23 protein-coding genes are annotated in these 20,565 nt (G+C 71.7%); 22 read left to right on the top strand and 1 reads right to left on the bottom strand.

Annotation, left to right across the window (positions count from 1 at the left end):
- Positions 1-36: 36 nt before the first annotated feature.
- The 16 genes from ACFQRD_RS01565 to ACFQRD_RS01490 all read left to right on the top strand — a co-directional run bounded on the left by ACFQRD_RS01565 (position 37) and on the right by ACFQRD_RS01490 (position 13,716).
- Positions 37-1,179, top strand: a complete 1,143-nt coding sequence (locus ACFQRD_RS01565) for an amidohydrolase family protein (protein ID WP_377803347.1) — start codon at positions 37-39, stop codon at positions 1,177-1,179.
- A gap of 118 nt (positions 1,180-1,297) precedes the next feature.
- Positions 1,298-2,674, top strand: coding sequence for an Nramp family divalent metal transporter (locus ACFQRD_RS01560; protein ID WP_377803346.1), 1,377 nt, complete (start codon positions 1,298-1,300; stop codon positions 2,672-2,674).
- Between the two features lie 291 nt (positions 2,675-2,965).
- Complete coding sequence (rpsP, locus tag ACFQRD_RS01555) at positions 2,966-3,448, top strand: 30S ribosomal protein S16 (protein ID WP_377020345.1); 483 nt, start codon at positions 2,966-2,968, stop codon at positions 3,446-3,448.
- A gap of 1 nt (position 3,449) precedes the next feature.
- The gene (locus tag ACFQRD_RS01550) at positions 3,450-3,692 is read left to right on the top strand and encodes an RNA-binding protein (protein WP_377020346.1); all 243 of its coding nucleotides are present in this window, start codon (positions 3,450-3,452) and stop codon (positions 3,690-3,692) included.
- A gap of 55 nt (positions 3,693-3,747) precedes the next feature.
- Positions 3,748-4,707 carry a hypothetical protein gene (locus ACFQRD_RS01545; protein ID WP_377020347.1) on the top strand — a complete coding sequence of 320 codons (960 nt, stop codon included), beginning with the start codon at positions 3,748-3,750 and terminating at the stop codon, positions 4,705-4,707.
- Entirely contained in the window at positions 4,704-5,291 is a 588-nt protein-coding gene (rimM, locus tag ACFQRD_RS01540) for a ribosome maturation factor RimM (protein WP_377803345.1), read from the top strand. The genes ACFQRD_RS01545 and rimM overlap by 4 nt, the downstream gene beginning before the upstream one ends.
- A gap of 8 nt (positions 5,292-5,299) precedes the next feature.
- Positions 5,300-6,052 carry a tRNA (guanosine(37)-N1)-methyltransferase TrmD gene (trmD, locus tag ACFQRD_RS01535; protein WP_377020349.1) on the top strand — a complete coding sequence of 251 codons (753 nt, stop codon included), beginning with the start codon at positions 5,300-5,302 and terminating at the stop codon, positions 6,050-6,052.
- Positions 6,053-6,346: 294 nt separating this feature from the next.
- A complete protein-coding gene (gene rplS / locus ACFQRD_RS01530; RefSeq protein WP_377020350.1) occupies positions 6,347-6,697 on the top strand; it encodes a 50S ribosomal protein L19 in 351 nt (116 codons plus the stop codon).
- A gap of 7 nt (positions 6,698-6,704) precedes the next feature.
- A complete protein-coding gene (gene lepB, locus ACFQRD_RS01525; protein ID WP_377803344.1) occupies positions 6,705-7,283 on the top strand; it encodes a signal peptidase I in 579 nt (192 codons plus the stop codon).
- A gap of 30 nt (positions 7,284-7,313) precedes the next feature.
- Complete coding sequence (gene lepB / locus ACFQRD_RS01520; protein ID WP_377794452.1) at positions 7,314-8,111, top strand: signal peptidase I; 798 nt, start codon at positions 7,314-7,316, stop codon at positions 8,109-8,111.
- The gene (locus ACFQRD_RS01515) at positions 8,108-8,857 is read left to right on the top strand and encodes a ribonuclease HII (RefSeq protein WP_377803343.1); all 750 of its coding nucleotides are present in this window, start codon (positions 8,108-8,110) and stop codon (positions 8,855-8,857) included. The genes lepB (ACFQRD_RS01520) and ACFQRD_RS01515 overlap by 4 nt, the downstream gene beginning before the upstream one ends.
- Positions 8,854-9,156 carry a DUF2469 domain-containing protein gene (locus tag ACFQRD_RS01510; protein WP_377020354.1) on the top strand — a complete coding sequence of 101 codons (303 nt, stop codon included), beginning with the start codon at positions 8,854-8,856 and terminating at the stop codon, positions 9,154-9,156. The genes ACFQRD_RS01515 and ACFQRD_RS01510 overlap by 4 nt, the downstream gene beginning before the upstream one ends.
- A 262-nt stretch (positions 9,157-9,418) precedes the next feature.
- Positions 9,419-9,772 carry a YraN family protein gene (locus ACFQRD_RS01505; RefSeq protein WP_377020421.1) on the top strand — a complete coding sequence of 118 codons (354 nt, stop codon included), beginning with the start codon at positions 9,419-9,421 and terminating at the stop codon, positions 9,770-9,772.
- Positions 9,772-11,319: a YifB family Mg chelatase-like AAA ATPase gene (locus ACFQRD_RS01500; protein ID WP_377803342.1), complete on the top strand. Its 1,548-nt coding sequence runs from the start codon at positions 9,772-9,774 to the stop codon at positions 11,317-11,319. The genes ACFQRD_RS01505 and ACFQRD_RS01500 overlap by 1 nt, the downstream gene beginning before the upstream one ends.
- Positions 11,316-12,578: a DNA-processing protein DprA gene (dprA, locus tag ACFQRD_RS01495; RefSeq protein ID WP_377803341.1), complete on the top strand. Its 1,263-nt coding sequence runs from the start codon at positions 11,316-11,318 to the stop codon at positions 12,576-12,578. Before ACFQRD_RS01500 ends, dprA begins: the two co-directional genes overlap by 4 nt.
- 43 nt (positions 12,579-12,621) lie before the next feature.
- Positions 12,622-13,716, top strand: a complete 1,095-nt coding sequence (locus tag ACFQRD_RS01490; protein ID WP_377794431.1) for a tyrosine recombinase XerC — start codon at positions 12,622-12,624, stop codon at positions 13,714-13,716.
- A gap of 5 nt (positions 13,717-13,721) precedes the next feature.
- On the opposite strand, the gene ACFQRD_RS01485 is transcribed toward ACFQRD_RS01490, so the two are convergent.
- Positions 13,722-14,321, bottom strand: coding sequence for a murein hydrolase activator EnvC family protein (locus ACFQRD_RS01485; protein ID WP_377803340.1), 600 nt, complete (start codon positions 14,319-14,321; stop codon positions 13,722-13,724).
- A 390-nt stretch (positions 14,322-14,711) separates the two neighbouring features.
- Between ACFQRD_RS01485 and rpsB the strand changes: the two genes are divergently transcribed.
- From rpsB to rlmN, 6 genes are all read left to right on the top strand, one after another.
- A complete protein-coding gene (gene rpsB / locus ACFQRD_RS01480; RefSeq protein ID WP_377020359.1) occupies positions 14,712-15,713 on the top strand; it encodes a 30S ribosomal protein S2 in 1,002 nt (333 codons plus the stop codon).
- A gap of 113 nt (positions 15,714-15,826) precedes the next feature.
- Positions 15,827-16,651 (top strand): translation elongation factor Ts, encoded by an 825-nt coding sequence (gene tsf / locus ACFQRD_RS01475; RefSeq protein ID WP_377803339.1) that lies wholly within the window; start codon positions 15,827-15,829, stop codon positions 16,649-16,651.
- Between the two features lie 135 nt (positions 16,652-16,786).
- Positions 16,787-17,542, top strand: coding sequence for a UMP kinase (pyrH, locus tag ACFQRD_RS01470; RefSeq protein ID WP_377803338.1), 756 nt, complete (start codon positions 16,787-16,789; stop codon positions 17,540-17,542).
- A 197-nt stretch (positions 17,543-17,739) separates the two neighbouring features.
- A complete protein-coding gene (frr, locus tag ACFQRD_RS01465; RefSeq protein ID WP_377020362.1) occupies positions 17,740-18,306 on the top strand; it encodes a ribosome recycling factor in 567 nt (188 codons plus the stop codon).
- Between the two features lie 27 nt (positions 18,307-18,333).
- Positions 18,334-19,236, top strand: coding sequence for a phosphatidate cytidylyltransferase (locus tag ACFQRD_RS01460; RefSeq protein WP_377794422.1), 903 nt, complete (start codon positions 18,334-18,336; stop codon positions 19,234-19,236).
- Complete coding sequence (rlmN, locus tag ACFQRD_RS01455; RefSeq protein ID WP_377803337.1) at positions 19,233-20,489, top strand: 23S rRNA (adenine(2503)-C(2))-methyltransferase RlmN; 1,257 nt, start codon at positions 19,233-19,235, stop codon at positions 20,487-20,489. The genes ACFQRD_RS01460 and rlmN overlap by 4 nt, the downstream gene beginning before the upstream one ends.
- Positions 20,490-20,565 lie beyond the last annotated feature (76 nt).

The raw sequence follows: 20,565 nt of genomic DNA, 5'->3' as shown, positions 1-20,565 counted from the left end.
GGCCGCGGAGCGACGAGGCGTCGATATCCTCGAGGCATGAGCACTGGAGCGACTGCCACGGCACCCGAGCACAGCGACGAGGCCGTCCTGCACCTGAGGGGGCCGGTGCTGCTGGGGCCGGAGCAGGAGATCCCCGAGGCCTGGGTGATGGGCGGGCGCATCCATCACGAGCGACCCGAGCTGCCGGCCGGGACGGAGGTCGTCGAGGTCGACGGCTTCGTGGTTCCCGGCCTCGCGGACCTGCACTGCCACATCGGCATCGGGAGCGACGGGGCAGGCACCAGTCTCGAGACGGCGCGCGATCAGGCCCTCACCGACCGCGACACCGGAGTCCTGCTGATCCGCGACGCCGGCTCCATCATCGACAACTCCCCGCTGCAGCGGCACGGTGACCTGCCGCGGCTGATCCGCTGCGGGCGCCACCTCGCCCGCACGAGGCGATACCTCCGCGGCTACGCCCATGAGCTGGAGCCCGAGCAGCTCCCCGGCGCGGTGGCTCAGGAGGCGGCGCGCAGCGACGGCTGGGTGAAGCTGGTGGGCGACTGGATCGACCGCGACGTCGGCGACCTGACCCCGTGCTGGGACGCCGAGGACTTCGCGGCCGCCGCCCGAGCCGCCCACGACGCCGGAGCCCGGATCACCACCCACACCTTCGACGAGGAGACGCTGCCGCTGGCCCTGGACGCCGGGTTCGACTGCCTCGAGCACGCCACCGGTCTGACCGACGAGACCATCGCGCGAGCTGCCGCGGCCGAGGTCCCGGTGGTCACCACCCTCGTCAACGTCGACGAGTTCGAGACGTACGCCGCGCAGGGCGAGAAGAAGTTCCCCGCCTACGCCGCTCATATGCGCCGGCTGCGCGAGGCCCGCTTCCAGCGCACCCGGGACGCCCACGACGCGGGGGTCCAGCTGCTGGTGGGGACCGACGCCGGGGGAGTGCTCGGCCACGGCATCATCCATGACGAGCTCGATGAACTCTCCCGGGCGGGCCTGACCGGGACAGAGATCCTGGAGGCGTCCGCCTGGGCACCTCGTCGGTTCCTCGGCGTCCCCGGCCTCGAGGACGGTGCTCCCGCCGATCTGCTGGTCCTGCCGCGAGATCCGCGGAGCGACCACACCGCCCTGCGCGAGCGCAGTGCGATCGTGCTGGGCGGCAGGGTGCTCCCACGCGGCCGCTGAGCGCTCCCCCTCGCGGCGATCGCCGAGCGCTGGCACGTTGTCGCTGCCGCGCGAGCACGGAGCACCCGCGGGGTCGAACCTCCCGGAGCAGAGGCATCGGTGCCCGTAGCATCGGACCATGGATCCACAGCAGCATCCTGGCGACGACGCCACGCCCGCACCGGACGCACCGGACGCGCCCGGCACCGCCGGCGCAGCGGCGGGGGCTGCGACCGAGCCGGAGGCCCCACCGCGCTGGCGACTGATCGGCCCCGGCATCGTGGTGGCTGCGACCGGCATCGGTGCGGGCGATCTCGTCGCAACGCTCGTCGCCGGGTCCCGGTTCGGCTACGCCCTGCTGTGGGCCGCGGTCGCCGGGGTGATCATCAAGATCTTCCTGGTCGAGGGCGCCGGGAGGTGGACCCTGGCCTCGGGCCACTCCATCTTCGAGGGCTGGCGGAGGCTCGGCTGGTGGACCTCGCTCTACTTCGGCCCGTACATCATGGTGTGGGGCTTCGTGTACGGCGCGACGGCGATGTCGGCCTCCGCGCTGCCCCTGGTGGCACTGGTCCCGAAACTGCCCGTGATCGGGGACATCGGGGGCGTCGACGAGATGCCGCTGATGGTCTACGCCGTCGGCTGCGGACTGATCGGTGCCGCGCTGGTCTGGCTCGGCCACTACCACCGGCTCGAGAAGATCATCGCGGTCCTCGTCGGAGTCATGTTTGTGACCGTCGTCGGCGCCGCGATCGTCACCCTTCCGAACATCGGCGAGATCCTCCTCGGACTCGTCCCGCGAGTCCCGGACGGCGGGCTCCTCTACGCCCTGAGCATCGCGGGCGGCGTCGGCGGCACGATCACCTTGGCGGCCTACGGATACTGGCTGGCGGCGAAGGGATGGTCCACCCCGCGCTGGATGCGCGTGATGCGCATCGACAACGCCATGGCCTACGTGATCTCGGGGATCTTCGTGGTCGCCATGCTCGTCGTGGGTGCTGAGCTCCTCTACTCCGGCGGCATCGCCATCGAGGAGGGTGATCAGGGACTGGTCGATCTGGCCGAGGTCCTGGCCTCCCGGTACGGGGAGCCGATGAGCTGGGTCTTCCTGATCGGATTCTGGGCCTCGTCGTTCTCCTCGATGCTGGGGGTGTGGAACGGCGTCTCGATCATGTTCGCGGATTTCTTCGGTCACGTGCGCAGGCGTCCCGAAGGCCATCGGGACCGGAGCATCGGCGGTCGCTACTACCGCTTCTACATCCTGTGGCTGACGTTCCCGCCGATGCTGCTGCTCCTGCTCGGCAAGCCGGTGCAGGTGATCGTGGCGTACGGGGTGCTGGGCTCGCTGTTCATGCCGTTCCTGGCCCTGACGCTGCTGTTCCTGCTGAACTCGCGGCACATGCCGCAGGCGTGGCGCAACGGATGGGTGCTCAACGTGGTGCTCGGGATCATCGCGCTGGTCTTCGTCGTCCTCGGCGCCAACCAGCTGCTCGAGGCGATCGGAACGCTGGGCGGGTGAAGCCTCGGCGCCCCACACCTGGTCGGCGCGTCATGCCGTCGGCACCGCACGGCCGGTACGGTCATCACGCCGCCACCAGGGCGGCAGCATCCGAGGGGCCCGCCGTGTGCCCCGGTGCACACGGGCGCGGCTGGTCAGTCGGGCCGCATCCCTGGCATACTCTCCTGTGTATGTGCCCTGGCCGGCCCTCTATCCGCCGGTGCACGACACCCCGAGGACCGTCAGCGCCCGCATCACCCCACAGGCTGCGGCGGGACTCACCCGAACATCCCTGAAGGAGAGTCCACCCACGTGGCTGTCAAGATCCGTCTGAAGCGCATGGGCAAGATCCGTGCACCGTTCTACCGCATCGTCGTGGCCGATTCGCGCAAGAAGCGCGACGGCGCCGTGATCGAGGAGATCGGCAAGTACCACCCGACCGAGGAGCCCTCGCTGATCGAGGTGCAGTCCGAGCGCGCCCAGTACTGGCTCGGCGTCGGCGCGCAGCCGACCGAACAGGTCGCCGCGCTGCTCAAGGTCACCGGCGACTGGCAGAAGTTCACGGGCGAGGGCGACCCCGCCGGCTCCCTGAAGACCGCGGAGTCCAAGAAGTCCGCCGACGAACTGATCGCCGACGCCGACAAGTCCGCCGCCGAGTCCCGCCAGAGCGCGAAGAAGTCGGAGAGCACCGAGGGCGAGAGCGCCCAGGAGGGTGTCGAGCCCGGCTCCGAGGAGGCCCCCGCCGAGGGCGAGTCCGTCGAGGACGCCGAGGCCGCATCGACCGACGAGGCGTGAGATGAGCACCCGCGCCGAAGCTCTCGACCACCTCGTCCGCGGCATCGTCGATGATCCCGACGCCGTCCGCGTGAGCGAGAAGTCCACGCGCCGCGGCCCGCTGCTCGAGGTCCGGGTCGGCCCTGCCGATCTCGGCCGCGTCATCGGCCGCTCCGGCCGCACCGCCCGTGCCCTGCGCACGGTCACCGCGGCCCTGTCGGAGGACGACGTGCGCGTCGACATCGTCGACGTCGACCGGCGCTGAGGTGCCTCGCACTGCTTTCAGGAGCGGCCCTGCCGGCTCCCCGGCCATGCCCGACATGGTCGCTGGGACTCGGCAGGGCCGCTCCTGGCATGCGCACGACCAGGCCGGCCGGAGAGCCGACGGCGCGGGCCGGCGCAGCGCCGGCGCGGTGATCGCCGCCCTGGGCGCTGCACTCCTGCTGGCGGCGTGCTCCTCGGGCACGGCAGACCCGGAGGACACGGCCGGGCCCGGCACCGCAGACCCGGGCACGGCGACGAGCGCACAGCCCATGACCCCGGATCCGGCCCTCACTGCGTCGTGCGGGGAGTTCTGGGGCGACCCCGACTACACCGACCCCCTCTCCCGAACGGTCCTCGACCGCGCCGGGACCGCGCCCGAGGCCGGCCCGTCGGACCCCTTCTTCTATGCCATGACCGGTGACGACGTCGAGGCCGCGTTCGAGAGCGCCCCCGAGGACGCCCGCGCCGCGGCCACGACGCTCGCCGAGTGGTTCCGCACCGAGCCCGAGAAGGGTGCCGACCTCGATCGGGACGGCTTCCGGACCGCCTGGGGCGAGGTGGCAGCCCAGTGCGCGAGCGTCTCCGAGGCGGCGAGCTGGGCCGCCGAGCCCGGAGAGGACGGCACCAAGCCCGCCGCGCTGGTGTGCGCCGACGTGTTCGACACCCCCGGCACCCTGACCCATTTCGCCAATGCCAACGTGCTGACCTCGAACATGTTCAAGCTGGTCGGCCTCAGCCCCCGGACGGTGCCCGCAGATCGCATGGACGACGTGCAGGCCACCGCGGACCTGCTCGCCGCCGAGATCGAGGCCGTGGACGACGACGGGGTCCGGGCGGCACTCGAGCAGGTGCGCGCACCGTTCCAGGACGCCCTGGACGGCGACACCTCCTCCGAGGGGCTGCGCGAGCCCCTGGCGGAACTCGGCACCAGCTGCGACACGGCCGGATACTCCTCACCGGAGCCCACGGAGGGCGACGACGGAACCGGCGACGAAGGAGACGAAGGACTGGTATGAGCACATTCGAGGTCATCGTCGCGACCATCGGCCGGGCGCACGGCCTGCGGGGCGAGGTCGCCCTGAACCTGCGCACGGATCAGCCCGAGGAGCGCCTGGCCCCGGGCACGGTCTTCGAGGTCGCCGGCGGTCAGGGGCAGCGGACCCTCACCGTGCGCGGCACCAGGCTCCAGCAGGACCGCTGGTACGCGACCTTCGAGGAGGTCACCGACCGTACCGGCGCCGAATCGCTGCGCGGCACCGAGCTGGCCCTGTCCGTGGACGCCGAGGAGGAGGCCGAGGAGGACCCCGACGCCTGGTACCCCTCGCAGCTGAAGGGTCTCGACGTGCGCCACGTCGACGGCCGGGAGCTCGGCACCGTCACCGGCATCGATCACTACCCGGCGCAGGACCTGCTGCTGGTTCGCACCCCGAGCGGCAAGCGCGTCCAGCTGCCGCTGGTGGAGCAGCTCGTGCCCGAGGTCGATCTCGAGGGCGGCACCGTCGTGGCCGACCCGCCCGGAGGCCTGTTCGACGAGCTGCCGGAGGAGGACTCTGACGACGGGCCCGACACCTCCGCTCCGGCGCCGGCCGACGAACGCTGAGCGCTGCGATGCGCCTCGACGTCGTCACGATCTTCCCCGAGTACCTCGCCCCGCTCGATCTGTCCCTGATCGGCAAGGCGCGGCGCGACGGGATCCTCGATCTGCACGTGCACGACCTGCGCACGTGGACCCATGACCGCCACCGCACGGTCGACGACACCCCGCTCGGCGGGGGAGCGGGCATGGTCATGAAGCCGGAGCCCTGGGCGGAGGCCTTCGCCGCGGTGCTCTCCGCCGGCCGGGAGTCGCTGGGGGCCGACGCCCACCCCCTGATCATCTTCCCCAACCCGGCCGGCGCACCCTTCGCGCAGGCCACCGCCCAGGACTGGTCGCAGCGGGAGTGGCTCGTCCTGGCCTGCGGGCGGTACGAGGGCATCGACGAGCGCGTCTACGAGCACCTGGCCGACCAGGGGCACGAGGTCGCCCTCGTCTCGCTCGGCGACTACGTCCTCAACGGCGGCGAGGTCGCCGTCCTGGCCATCACCGAGGCCGTCGTCCGGCTGATCCCGGGAGTGGTCGGCAACGCGGCCAGCCTGGTCGAGGAGTCCCATGCCGACGGGCTGCTGGAGTACCCGCTGTACACCCGTCCGGCGTCCTGGACGGACCCCGCCGGGACCGTGCGCGAGGCGCCGCCGATCCTGCTCTCCGGTGACCACGGGCGCATCGCCGCCTGGCGCCGGGAGCAGTCTCGCCGCCGCACCCGTGAACGCCGGCCCGACCTGCTTCCGGCCGACGACGAGGGCCCGGCCCCTCTCGGGTGACGGATCCGACACCGCTCGCCGACGCTGACCAGCACTCTCACCACGGGTCGGGGCTTGCCGGGGCCCTCGTGCGCTGACAGAATGAGCCCTTGTGCACGCCGCGCGCCCCTCTGCCTCAGGGGAGGGACGCACCGAGCGGCCGGGCAGATCCGTGGCGATGGGAGTCGCTGCCAGAGGCCCAGCACACCGGCACGAGGAGCCTGCTCCTCGCCGGATCGACGGTTCAGGACGGGCGCCGACGAGCGCCCCGCGAACGATGCCGTCCGACCTGAGGCGGAGGGCTGGAGACACACTATGCAGAAGCTCGATGAGCTCGACAAGGCGTCCCTGCGCGAGGACGTCCCCGATTTCCGCGCCGGCGACAACGTCAAGGTGCACGTGAAGGTCGTCGAGGGCAACCGCTCTCGTATCCAGGTCTTCCAGGGCTACGTCATCGCCCGCCAGGGCCACGGCGTCGGCGAGACCTTCCGCGTCCGCAAGGTCTCCTTCGGTGTCGGCGTGGAGCGTGTGTTCCCGATCCACGCCCCGACCGTCGACAAGATCGAGGTCGTCACCCGCGGCGACGTGCGCCGCGCGAAGCTGTACTACCTGCGCGGCCTGACGGGCAAGAAGGCCCGCATCAAGGAGAAGCGCCAGCACTCCTGATCCGGATATGACTCCGGATGGCAGCAGCGGACGGCGGCGGCCCCACCTGGTGGTGGCCGCCGCCGTCTGTGTCGTGCTGCTCCTGCTGACCGCAGCCGCGGTGCGCCAGTTCGTCGTCCAGCCCTTCCGTGTCCCGTCGGCCTCGATGGAGCCCACCCTGGCCCGAGGCGATGTGATCCTCGCCGACCGCACGCAGCGCGGCGAGGCCGAGCGCGGGCAGATCGTCGTCTTCGACGGCACCGGCTACTTCGCCCCCTCACAGGCGGACGGGGGCCGGTACTGGGTCAAGCGCGTGATCGCCGTCGGCGGCGACAGAGTGGCCTGCTGCAACCCCGCGGGGGCCCTCACGGTCGACGGCGTGCCCCTCGAGGAGCCCTACCTGCCCGAGGGCACCGCGCCCAGCGAGATCGACTTCGATCTCCGGGTCCCCGCCGGGCGCATGTTCGTCCTCGGCGACAACCGCTCCGACTCCACCGATTCCCGGCACCTGCTGGGCGCACCGGGCGGCGGGATGATCCCCGCAGAGCGCGTCGTCGGTGACGTCGACCGCATCGTGTGGCCTCTCACCCGCAGCGGCTCCCTCTGATCCGCAGGATCTGCGGATAGGATCACCGCGATGAACCCGCCCGATGAGACCCGCCGCGCTGTGTCCGACTCCCAGGACGCCGCATCCGGCGAGGACGCCGCGTCCGCCGACGGCGCCGCCCCGGCATCGGCCGCCTCGGCCGATGCCCGCCCGTCGCGCCGCCGGCGCATGCCGCTGTGGCTGGACACGGTCCTGACCATGGCGGTCGCCCTGCTGATCGCGGTGCTGGTCAAGACGTTCCTGATCCAGCCGTTCTACATCCCCTCGGCCTCGATGAACCCCACGCTGCTGCAGGACGACAAGATCCTGGTCTCCAAGCTCACCCCTGGCGTGTTCGACCTCCACCGCGGTGACGTCGTCGTCTTCGAGGACCCCGACAACTGGATCCCGGGCGATGTCACCGACGACCCGACGCCGCGGGTCCGGATGATGATGGTGCTCAGCCTCGTCGGGCTCGCCCCCGACCCGTCCCAGGATCATCTGGTCAAGCGACTGATCGGCCTGCCCGGCGACCATGTCGAGTGCGAGGAGGAGGGCGGCGCCGTCAGTGTCAACGGCACGGAGCTGGACGAGCCGTACATCAACCCCGACACGCCCGCCTGCAAGGCGGCGTTCGACGTCACGGTGCCCGACGGCAAGATCTGGGTGATGGGGGACAACCGCTACGCCTCGGCCGACTCCGCCTATCACGAGGTCCAGGGCGAGGACGGCTTCGTCCCGGAGGACAACGTCACCGGGAAGGCCGAGGTCATCTTCTGGCCCGCCGGCCGCTGGAGCGGACTGGGCGAGGCCGGGGACACCTTCGACGAGGTTCCCGACCAGCCGTGAGCACACCGGCTCCCACCCTGGACGCCGAGCTCGCCCTGGCCTCCTGCTGCGGGCCCGGGCGACGCATCGTCGTCGGCATCGACGAGGTCGGCCGCGGCGCACTCGCCGGACCGGTCGCCATGGGCGCCTGCGCGATCGAGGTGATCGACGGGCGCGCCGCGGCCCTGCCCGAGGATGTCCGCGACTCCAAGCTGCTCACCGCCCGCCGCCGGGAAGCCCTCGTGGCGCCCATCCGCGAGAGCATCCTCGCCGGGAGCGTCGGCTGGGCCAGCGCCGCGGAGATCGACGAGATCGGCATCATCCGCGCTCTGACCCGTGCCGCGGTGCGTGCCATCGACGCGCTGGCGATCGACATCGACGCGATCGTGCTGGACGGCAACGTCGACGTGCTCTCTGCCGAGCTCGCACGAGCAGCCGACGGTGCGCGGCCGACCCCCGTGGTCGAGCTGCGGGTCGCCGCGGACCGGGACTGCGCCAGCGTCGCGGCCGCCAGCATCCTCGCCAAGGTCGCGCGCGATGCCGAGATGGTGGCCCTGGACGCTCTCGCCCCCGACTACTGCTGGGCCTCGAACAAGGGCTACGGCTCGGCGGCCCATCGCCGGGCGATCGAGACCCTCGGCGTCCATGAGCATCACCGTCGCAGCTGGCGCCTGGGGACGACTCCCCTCGACGCGCCGGAACCCTCGCGCGCTGGCGTACTGTGGGACGACCAGTGGCACCCGCAGCATGAGGAGGAGCGTCGGTGAGCGCCCAGGAACTCGAGAACTACGAGTCCGACCTCGAACTCCAGCTGTTCCGCGAATATCGCGACGTGGTCAGCCTGTTCACCTACGTGGTCGAGACCGAGCGTCGGTTCTACCTCGCCAACCAGGTCGACCTGCAGGTCCGCTCCGGTGGCGGCGAGGTCTTCTACGAGCTGCGCCTGGCCGACGTCTGGGTCTGGGACATCTACCGCTCCAACCGCTTCGTCCGCTCCGTGCGGGTGGTGACGTTCAAGGACGTCAACATCGAGGAGCTCAACAAGCCGGACATCTCCCTGCCGTAGCGGCGACGCCGCCGGTGCCGCGGCCGCGCCGGCCGCGGCACCGTTCCTCCCCAAGGGGCGCCCGTCCCCAAAACCCGGCCCGGCGGTGCGTCGGGAGGCCTTCGCGACGAGGCTGACGGGCATGAACTCGCTCCTCCCCGTCCCTCGACCCGCAGCAGCTCCCGCCCCCGGTGCCCGGCCCCGGGCCGCTCCCAGGGCGCCCTCGTCCGGACCGCCTGTCGCCGGACCCGCGGCACCGCCCGAGGCGCGCCGTGTGCGCGAGATGTCCACCGTGGAGCTCGGCCGTGCCGGGGAGGACCTCGCAGCCGAGCACCTGGTCGCCTGCGGCTGGCAGATCATCGAGCGCAATCTCCGGCTCGGCCAGGGCGAACTGGACATCGTGGCCCTGGCCCACACCACGCTCGTCTTCGTCGAGGTCAAGACACGTCGCACGTTCGTCACCGGGGTGCCGCAGGCCGCGGTCACCGCCTCCAAGCTGCGCCGCCTGCGCAGGCTGGCCGGGCAGTACCTCATGGAGCGCTCCACGCCGCATCGGGACGTGCGCATCGATGTCGTCGCCGTCCACGCCCACCTCGACGGGACCTTCTCCCTCGAGCACCTCGAAGCGGTCTCCTGATGGGTCACGCGCGCACGCTCTCGATCTCTCTCACCGGCCTCGACGGCACCCTGGTCGAGGTCGAGGCCGACGTCTCCCAAGGTCTGCCGGCGTTCTCCCTCGTCGGCCTGCCCGACTCCTCCACCCTGCAGGCCCGCGAACGGGTCCGCGCGGCCGCCGCCCGCAGCGGGGTGCGACTGGCCGCGCGCCGCATCACCATCAACATGACGCCTGCCTGGCAGCCCAAGCACGGCTCCGGCTTCGATCTCGCCATCGCGATGGCGGTGGTCGACGCGCAGGGTGACCTGCTCACCCACCTGCCGGGGGACACCGTTCTCCTCGGCGAACTGGGCCTGGACGGGAGGGTGCGCCCGGTCCCCGGGGTGCTGCCCGCCCTGCTCGCAGCCCGCACTCACGGCGTGACGCGGGCGATCGTTCCCGAGGAGAACCTCCCCGAGGCGCGCCTGGTCGAGGGCATGGAGGTCGACGGGGCCGGCGACCTGACCAGCGTCCTGCACCGCTTCGGCGCGGACGTCCCGCCGGCACCGGCACGCGGGACCCTCCGGCTGACGGCACCGGAGCGGAAGAGCTCAGAGCGCTCCCGCTCCCCCCAGCTCCCGGATTTCGCGGACGTCATCGGGCAGGCCCAGGCGCGGCGCGCCGCGGAGGTCGCCGCCGCCGGAGGACACCATCTCCTGCTGAGCGGGCCGCCCGGCGCCGGGAAGACCATGATCGCCTCCCGGGTCCCCGGGATCCTGCCGCAGCTCGACATCGACGACGCCCTGACCGTCTCCGCGATCCACTCCCTGGCCGGACGGTTCGACGCCCGCGACGGGCTGCGCCGCACGGCCCCGTTCGAGAACCCGCACCACACCGCCACTACCGCCGCCGTGGTCGGGGGCGGGGGCGGGATCGCCCTGCCCGGCGCCATCTCGCGCGCCCACGCCGGCGTGCTGTTCCTGGACGAGGCCCCGGAGTTCCCCGCGCGCGTGCTCGAAGCCCTCCGCGAACCGCTGGAGACCGGCGACATCACCCTGCACCGTGCACGCGGCGTGACCCGCTACCCCGCGCGGTTCCAGCTCATCCTGGCGGCCAATCCCTGTCCGTGCGGCAAGGCCTGGGGCAAGGGGGTCGACTGCACCTGCAGCCCGCTGCAGCGACGTCGTTACGCCGCCCGGCTGTCCGGCCCGGTCCTGGACCGCGTGGACATGCGCGTCGGCGTGGGACCGGTCGACGTCCGCCGCTCCGGCCCCGAGGACGCCGAGCCCAGCGCGCTCATCGCCGACCGTGTGCGCACGGCACGAGAGCGGCAGCGACGACGGTACGACGGCCTTCCCTGGACCACGAACGCCCACCTGCCCGGGCCTCGGCTGCGGCGCGAGTTCGCCCCCGAGGCACCACAGCGCCGGCTGCTCGACCATGCCGTGGCCCAGGGTCGCCTCACTCTGCGCGGACACGACCGCGTGCTCCGCCTGGCCTGGACGCTCGCCGACCTCGACGGCTCCGACCGTCCCGGCGAAGGGCACATCGGCACCGCCCTGACCCTGCGCGAAGGAGAACCACGATGACCACCCCGAGCAATCCTGCCGGTACCGCGGCCGAACCGGACCCTGCAGCACCGGCCCCCGGCTCCGCGGAGACCGGCGCAGACGCGACTCGCGAAGCCCGCGTGACCTGGTCACTCATCGCCGAGCCGGCGGACCCCGTCGCCCTGCTCGCTCGGAGCGTGCTCGGGCCCGCCGGCGCTCTGGAGCTCGCCAGGCACGGCACGGAGAGCGAGCTGCTGGCACGTCTGGGCGGGCGGCTGCCCACGGACGCGGCGGACCCCGGCCCCGGCACCCACCAGCTGAGAGCCCGCCGCGCCCTGACCCGCTGGCGGACACGGCTGGACGGCCTCGACATCGACAGGGTCCTCGACGACGCCGATCAGCGGCAGATACGAGTCCTCACCCCGGAGGACGCAGAATGGCCCCCAGCCCTGGACGATCTGCAGGAGACGAGCCCACATTGCCTGTGGGTGCAGGGCCCGGGCCGGCTCGACGATCTCGTCACCGGACGCTGCGCGGCCGTCGTCGGCTCGCGGGCCGCCACCGGCTACGGAGAGGAGATCGCCGGAACGTTCGCGGCCTCCTTCGCCGCATCCGGCGGCACGGTCGTCTCCGGCGGCGCCTACGGCATCGACGGCGCGGCCCACCGCGGTGCCCTCTCGGCCGACGGCGGGGCCACCCTCGCCGTTCTCGCCGGTGGGTTGGACCGGCTCTATCCCCGCGAGAACGCGGAGATGCTCGAACGGATCCGGGACCGACACCTGCTGGTCAGCGAGGCCCCGCCGGGAACGGCGCCCACCCGCTGGCGGTTCCTCTCGCGCAATCGGCTGATCGCCGCGCTGTCCCAGGCAGTGCTGGTGGTCGAGGCGTCGTGGCGTTCCGGGGCGCTGTCGACCGCCCGGCTCGCCGACCAGATCTCCCGTCCCGTGGGCGCCGTCCCCGGCCCGGTCACCTCCGCAGCCAGCGCCGGGTGCCACCGGCTGATCAGGGAACGAGGTGCCGTGCTGATCACCGAGAGCGCCGACGTGCTCGATCTGCTGCCCGGCGGCCCGGCGGCGGGGGACGGCGGGTTCGCCGTCCAGGACGAGCTGGACCTGCTCACGCCCGCCGATCGTCGGGTGCTCGATGCTGTGCCGCCGCGCTCCAGCCTGCCGGTTGCGCGCATCGTCCGGGAGATCGGCTTCGAGGCCGTCGAGGTCGAATCCGCCCTGGCGCGGCTGCGTCTGCTGGGGCTCGTCGAGGACGTGGGGGAGAGGGTGCGACGCGTGCGCACCGGCTGACGTCCTCCCGGCCGGGGACGCCTAGATGCGGGAGACTGGGGACATGGGCACAGACCGCAGCAGCGCCGAGGACGCCGTGCTCGACGCCTTCAGCGACCATCTCCGCCTCGAACGGGGGCGCTCGGAGCACACCATGCGCGCCTACCGCCGGGAGGCCGCCCACCTGCTCGAGCATCTGCGCGAGGTCGAACGCATCGAGCTCCCCGAGCTCGACGTCGCCGCCCTGCGCTCATGGCTCGCAGCGCGGGCGGAGAGCGGCGTGGGGGCGAGCACGCTGGCGCGGTCGGCCGCCGCGGCCCGCACCTTCACCACATGGCTCGCCGCCACCGGCCGCATCCCGCACGACGTGGGCGGCCGATTGAAAGCACCCCGGCGGGGCCGCCACCTGCCCACTGTGCTCTCCAGTGAGCAGGCCGGGCACCTGCTGGACCGGATCGTGCCGGCACAGACGGGCCCCTCCGGGACCGGAGGACGCGGCGAGGCGTCCGGAACAGGCAGCGACGCCGATGCACGTGCCGGCCTCGATGGTGCTGATGGCGCAGGCGGCGCCGTCCCGTCCGACGGCGCCGAGGTCCCCGGCTCCCCGGGCGTGCCTGACGATCCTGCCCGGCGCGCGATGGTGCTGCGCGACGCCGCGGTCCTTGAACTGCTCTACTCCTCCGGACTGCGGGTCTCGGAGCTGGTCGCCCTGGACCGCAGCGGCATCGACCGTTCCCGAGGCACCGTCCGAGTCCGGGGAAAGGGCGACAAGGAACGCATCGTCCCCGTCGGCGCCCCGGCGCTCGCCGCTGTGGAGCACTGGGAGCGCGAGGGTCGGCCCGTCCTCGCGCGAGCCGGCGGCGCGGGCGCGACTCGCGCCGGCGACGCACTGTTCCTCGGCGCCCGTGGCGGCAGACTCGGTGATCGCGCCGTGCGCACGCTGCTGGATCGGTACGCCGCCGAGGCCGGCATCTCGAGGCACATATCCCCGCACACGCTGCGTCACAGCGCCGCCACGCACCTCGTCGAGGGCGGCGCCGACCTGCGCAGCGTCCAGGACTTCCTCGGACACTCCTCACTCGCGACCACCCAGATCTACACCCACGTCAGCGCCGAGCGGCTCCGCCGCACCGTCGACCAGGCACACCCGCGCGCCTGATCTGCTCACGGGCCGGCGTCGACAGCATCGCGCGCCCCGGGAGCCCCGTGATGGGCCAGCGGCAGCAGCACACTCGGTCCCCGCGCCCCCAGCAGCACCATCGGATCCACGTAGCCCTGAGCGCGCCGCGCACCCAGATGCAGACACATCTGAGCGCAATGCGACCGCGTGCTGCCCGGCGTGATCCGTCCGAGCACGTCCCCGGCGCGGACCGTCTGCCCCTCCACCACCTCGCCGGCGACCGGTTCGTAGGTGGAGATCAGGCCATCGGCGTGCCGCACCGAGACCACGGGACGCCCAGCCACCGATCCGGTGAAGCGCACCGTGCCCGAGTCGACCGCATGCACCGCGGCGCCCTCTCCGGTCACCGCGATGTCGATCCCGCGGTGGCCGGGTCCGTAGGGGGTGTCCGGAGCGTCGAAGGGTGCGACGACGTCATGGGGAGCCGGTGTCGGCCACGTCCAGCGCACCTCCTCGGCGCGCGCCGAGCCGGGCATGGCGACGACGAAGGCGGCCACCAGGCACAGTACGACCAGCACGGCCCGGACCAGGACCAGGATCCGCTGTCGGGCCGGCCGGCGATCGAGGGCGTCTCGAGAAGTCATAGCGGCATCCTCGCCACGTCGGCCGACCGCGTCATCCGGGACGAGGACCCGGTGGACGAAGAGGTCCTGGGGAGGAACGATCGCCGCGCCGACACACCCCGCAGCGTGATGCACGACGCGCTGTGCCGACTGTGAGCGTCAGATAGACTCGAGACAGCATCCGGTCCGTCCGGATGACTTCGCGTGCCCATCAGGGCTCGCCGGCCAACGGTCCTCGGTCGCCTCCGCGCCTCGCGCGCGGGCCGCCGCCGGGGCGGCCGGCTTCCCGGGCGCCAGGCCCCGCATCGACCGGTGACGGGGAAGAACCGAGAACGAAGGTCCTGCGCGATGACCGCGGACGCCCCACCGGGCGAGTCGTGCGAGCCCAGGCCTAGATAAGAGGACACCATCATGGCAGTCGTCACCATGCGCCAGCTCCTGGAGAGCGGCGTCCACTTCGGTCACCAGACCCGTCGGTGGAACCCGAAGGTCCGTCGCTTCATCTTCACCGAGCGCAACGGCATCTACATCGTCGACCTCATGCAGACCCTGTCGTACATCGACAAGGCCTACGACTTCGTCAAGCAGACCGTCGCCCACGGCGGCACGATCCTGTTCGTCGGCACCAAGAAGCAGGCCCAGGGCTCCATCCAGGAGCAGGCCACCCGCGTGGGCATGCCCTACGTCAACCAGCGCTGGCTGGGCGGCATGCTCACCAACCTGCAGACCGTCTCCGCGCGCGTGAACCGCCTCAAGGAGCTCGAGCAGATCGACTTCGACGATGTGGCCTCCTCCGGCCGCACCAAGAAGGAGCTGCTGATGATGCGCCGCGAGAAGGACAAGCTGGAGAAGACCCTCGGCGGTATCCGCGACATGGGCAAGGCGCCCTCCGCCGTGTGGATCGTCGACACCAACAAGGAGCACCTCGCTGTCGACGAGGCGCAGAAGCTGAGCATCCCGGTCGTCGCGATCCTGGACACCAACTGCGATCCCGACGAGGTCACCTACCCGATCCCCGGCAACGACGACGCGATCCGCTCCGTCACGCTGCTGACCCGGGTCGTGGCCGACGCCGTGGCCGCCGGCCTGCAGGAGCGTCACGCCAAGTCCAGCGGCGGCGAGAAGAACGTCTCCGCCGTCGAGGCCGAGCCGCTGGCCGAGTGGGAGCGCGAGCTGCTCAAGCAGTCCGAGGTCCAGCAGCAGGACGCCCCCGCCGAGGAATCCGTCGCCGCGGAGAACGCCCCGGCAGCGACCGAGGCCCCCGCCGCCGAGTCCGCCGAGGCCCCTGCGGCCGAGGCCACCGAATCCGCAGTGGAGCAGCCCGCCCCGGGCGCGTCGGACGCCGAGGCCGAGACGGCCGAGTCCGCCTCCGAGGCGACCGACGGCCGGACCGAGCCGACCGCGGCCGAGTGACCAACGGGCCCGGGGGCGATAACGTCGCTCCCGGGCCCCTCCACGGGGCGGGCCCGCCATCGCCGAAGCCCGCCCCGCACCCTCCGCTAGCAGCTCCCACAAGGAAGAGGAACATGGCCAATTACACGGCAGCAGACATCAAGGAGATCCGCGAGTCCACCGGCGCGGGCATGCTCGACGTCAAGAAGGCTCTCGACGAGGCCGAGGGCGACAAGTCCAAGGCTGTCGAACTGATCCGCGTCAAGGGCCTCAAGGGGATCGCCAAGCGTGAGAGCCGCACCGCCTCCGAGGGCCTGATCGCCGTCGACGTGCGCGACACCGATCAGGGTCAGACCGGCACGCTGGTCGAGATCAACTCCGAGACCGACTTCGTGGCCAAGAACGACAAGTTCGTCGCCCTGGGCGACGAGGCCGTGGCCGCGGCCGTCGAGTCCGGCGCCTCCGAGCCCGCCGATCTGGCCGAGACCTCCTTCGGTGAGGCCCTGACCAACGCCGGCGCCACCATGGGCGAGAAGATCCAGGTGCGCCGCATCGGTCGCGTCTCGGGCGAGGTCGTCACCGCCTACATGCACCGCACCAACAAGGACCTGCCCCCGCAGGTCGGCGTCCTGGTGGCCACCGACAAGGCGGGTGCCGAGGTGGCGCGCGACATCGCGATGCACATCGCCGCGTTCTCCCCGGCCTACCTCGACCGTGACGAGGTCCCCGAGGAGCTCGTCGCCGACGAGCGCCGCATCGCCGAGGAGACCGCCAAGAACGAGAACAAGCCCGAGAAGGCGATCCCGAAGATCGTCGAGGGCCGGCTGAACGGCTACTACAAGGAGAACGTGCTGCTCGACCAGGCGTTCGCCAAGGATCCCAAGAAGACGGTCGGCAAGATCGTCGAGGAGGCCGGCGGCACTCTCACCGGCTTCGTCCGCTTCCGCGTCGGAGGCTGACTCCCCGGGGATCCGGGCCCCCGGGCCCGGGACCCATCGGCCGCGTACCAGCGGCCGCCGACCTGCGGCCCCGCACCCTCGGTGCGGGGCCGCGGCTCGGTATCATCACCGAGGACCCCGCGCGGAAGGACCGACATGACCCAGACGTTCACGTCCCCCATACCCGTTCTCCCGAAGAAGCAGGACGGCCGCCGGGTCCTCCTCAAGCTCTCCGGAGAAGCCTTCGGCGGCGGCGCCGTCGGCGTCGATCCCGACGTCGTCTCGCGCGTGGCCGCGGAGATCGCCGAGGGTGTCGCCCAGGGCATCGAATGCGCCATCGTCGTCGGGGGAGGAAACTTCTTCCGCGGCGCCGAGCTGTCCCAGCGCGGCATGGACCGCCGCCGCGCCGACTACATGGGCATGCTCGGCACCGTCATGAACTGTCTCGCCCTCCAGGACTTCCTCGAACAGCGCGGCGTGACCACGCGGGTGCAGACCGCCATCGAGATGGGTCAGGTCGCCGAGCCCTACATCCCGCTGCGCGCCGTGCGGCACCTGGAGAAGGGTCGCGTGGTGATCTTCGGTGCCGGTGCGGGCATGCCGTACTTCTCCACCGACACCGTCGCCGTCCAGCGCGCACTGGAGATCGGCTGCGAAGAGGTGCTGATGGCCAAGAACGGCGTCGACGGGGTCTACGATTCCGATCCCCGCACGAATCCCGACGCCGTCAAGCTCGAGGCCGTCACCTACAACGACGCCCTGCAGCGCGGTCTGAAGGTCGTCGACTCCACCGCCTTCAGCCTGTGCATGGACAACGCCCAGCAGATGATGGTCTTCGGCCTGGACACACCCGGCAACATCACCCGCGCACTGCGCGGGGACCGGATCGGGACCGTGGTCACCAGCGACTGATCCGGACGCGCGAGGGCTCGAGCCCCCCGCGGGCGACGTCCCCGCGGTCTCTGCTCGTCCGAGGGGCCCGGAGCCGCCGACCGTCCCGGAGGCCGGGAGCGGGGGCGTGCCCGCCGCGCGAGAGTCCACCCAGCAGTCCCGCCTTGACGGTGCGGGACAATGGATCCCACCACCCACCGAGAACCGAGGAGCATCCCGTGAGCGACGACACCGCGAGCATCCTGAAGGACGCCGAGGCCAAGATGTCCAAGTCCGTCCAGGTCACCAAGGAGGAGTTCGGCTCCATCCGCACCGGCCGGGCCAACGCCGCGATGTTCCAGGGCATCATGGTCGAGTACTACGGAGCGCCGACGCCGCTGAACCAGCTCGCCTCGCTGCAGTTCCCCGAGGCCCGCACCGTCATCGTCACGCCCTACGACATGAGCGCGATCGGGCAGGTCGAGACTGCGCTGCGGGACTCGGACCTTGGCGTGAACCCCACCAACAACGGTGACAACCTGCGCGTGGTCCTGCCCTCGTTGACCGAGGAGCGACGCAAGGAGTACATCAAGCTCGCCCGCACCAAGGCCGAGGACGGCCGCGTCGCCGTGCGCGGCTCCCGCGGCAACGCGAAGAAGAGCATTGAGAAGCTGGTCAAGGACAAGGAGATCGGCGAGGACGAGGGCAACCGCGCCGAGAAGGAGCTCGAGTCCGTGACCAAGAAGTTCATCGATCAGATCGACGAGGCGCTCGGCGCCAAGGAGTCCGAGCTCGCGACGATCTGACGTCGCCCTCGATCTCCTGCCGCCCTCGTGACCTCGGACCCGGACCGCTCCGCACGCCCGGCCGCCTCGATGCCGCTCGAGGCGGCCGAGGGCGTGACCGGCGCGCCCCCGCGCGCGAAGCGCCGTGGTGCCGGCCGGGACCTGCCGGCCGCGATCCTGGTCGGTCTCGGCCTCGGTGCGGCGCTGCTCGCGTCGCTGTTCGTCGTGCCCCAGGCCTTCCCGGTCCTGGTGGCGGTCACGATGGTGCTCGCCGTGCTCGAGCTGACCCGTGCCCTGGCTCAGGGCGGTCTGCGGGTCGCGGCAGTGCCGCTGCTGGTCGGCGTGATCGGCATGGTGGTCTCCACCGTCGTGTTCGAGGTCGAGGGGCTGCTGGTGTCCACGGCCGTCGCGGTGTGCGTGCTGATCGTGTGGCGGGCCTCGGAGTCGATGGGCCTGACCGCGCTGCGGGACGTCGCCGGGGGAGTGTTCGCCCTGGCCTGGGTCTCCTTCCTGGGCTGCTTCACCCTGCTGCTGTTCGGTCTGGACCAGGGGCCGCTGCTGGTGCTGCTGGCCGTGCTGGGACCGGTGGGCAACGACGTCGGCGGCTACGTCAGCGGCGTCCTGTTCGGGTCGCATCCCATGGCCCCGGGCATCAGCCCCAAGAAGAGCTGGGAGGGGTTCGCCGGTTCGCTCATCCTGGGCACCGCGGCGGTCACGGCCGTCGGATCGTTCGGCCTGGGTCTGCCATGGTGGACGGGCGTGATCCTCGGCGTGGTCCTGGTGATCGTCTCCACGTGCGGTGATCTCGCCGAGTCCCTCCTCAAGCGTGACCTGGGGATCAAAGACATGGGCCATCTGCTTCCCGGCCACGGGGGCGTGCTGGATCGGGTCGATTCCGTCCTGCTCGCCGCCCCCACCACCTACGTCATGCTGGAGGTCCTGCTGCCATGAACACGAACACCGACCCGCCCGAACTCCCTGATCTCTCCCGCGAGGCCGTGCCCGGCGAGAAGGTCGCCCTGGCGCCCGGGCAGCTCCAGCTGCGTCCCACGCGCCGGGGCAAGCCGCCATCGCACCTGGCCGATCTCACCCTGGCCGAGCGCATCGCCGCCGTCGAGGAGATGGGGCTGCCCGGCTTCCGCGCCAAGCAGCTCTCGGTCCACTACTTCGAGCACTTCACCACCGATCCCGCGGACCTCACCGACCTGCCCAAGGACCGCCGCGAGGAACTCGTCGAACGCTTCTTCCCGCAGCTGCTGACGGTGGTCTCGAGGCAGTCCGCCGACCACGGTGCCACCCAGAAGTTCCTGTGGAAGCTGTTCGACGGCTCCATGGTCGAGTCGGTGCTGATGCGCTACAGCGACCGCGTGACCCTGTGCATCTCCTCCGAGGCCGGCTGCGGGATGAACTGCCCCTTCTGCGCCACCGGGCAGATGGGCCTGACCCGCAACCTCTCGACCGCCGAGATCCTCGAGCAGGTGCGCATCGCCAATCAGCTGCTCGCTGGCGGCGAACTGCCCGGCGGCCCCGGCCGCGTCTCGAACGTCGTGTTCATGGGGATGGGAGAGCCGCTGGCGAACTACCGGCCCGTGGCGACCGTGTGCCGGCGCCTGAACGCCCCCGCCCCGGAGGGCTTCGGCATGGGGGCGCGCCACATCACCGTCTCCACCGTCGGCCTCGCCCCCGCCGTGCGCAAGCTGACCGCCGAGAAGATCCCGCTGACTCTCGCCGTCTCCCTGCACGCCCCGGACGACGCGCTGCGCAACGAGCTGGTCCCGATCAACACCCGCTTCGACGTCGACGAGATCCTCGAGGCGGCCCACGACTACTTCGAGACCACGGGCCGGCGCGTCAGCATCGAATACGCCCTGATCCGCGACATCAACGATCAGGCGCACCGCGCCCAGCTGCTGGCGGATCGGCTGATCGCGCACGGCGGCGCCCACTGGGTCCACGTCAACCCGATCCCTCTGAACCCGGTCAAGGGCTCGAAGTGGACCGCGTCGGATCCGTTCGTGGAGAAGCAGTTCGTCCAGACCCTGCGGGACAACGGGATCTCGGCGACCATCCGGGACACCCGTGGCTCGGACATCGACGGAGCCTGCGGCCAGCTCGCCGCAGAGGTCATCGAGACCGACGTGCACCGGGAGGACCGTGAGGCCCGGGTCGCCCGCGTCGAGGCCGTCGCCGGCGGCGCCCAGTGATCGCGGCGCCGACGTCCACGAACCCCACCGCCCACGCCGCTACAGTGGGACACCGACAGCACCGAGGAAGGATCCA

The organism is Brachybacterium sp. GCM10030268 (assembly GCF_042666305.1).
GTDB lineage: Bacteria > Actinomycetota > Actinomycetes > Actinomycetales > Dermabacteraceae > Brachybacterium.
This window is presented reverse-complemented; position numbering and strand designations above follow the sequence as displayed.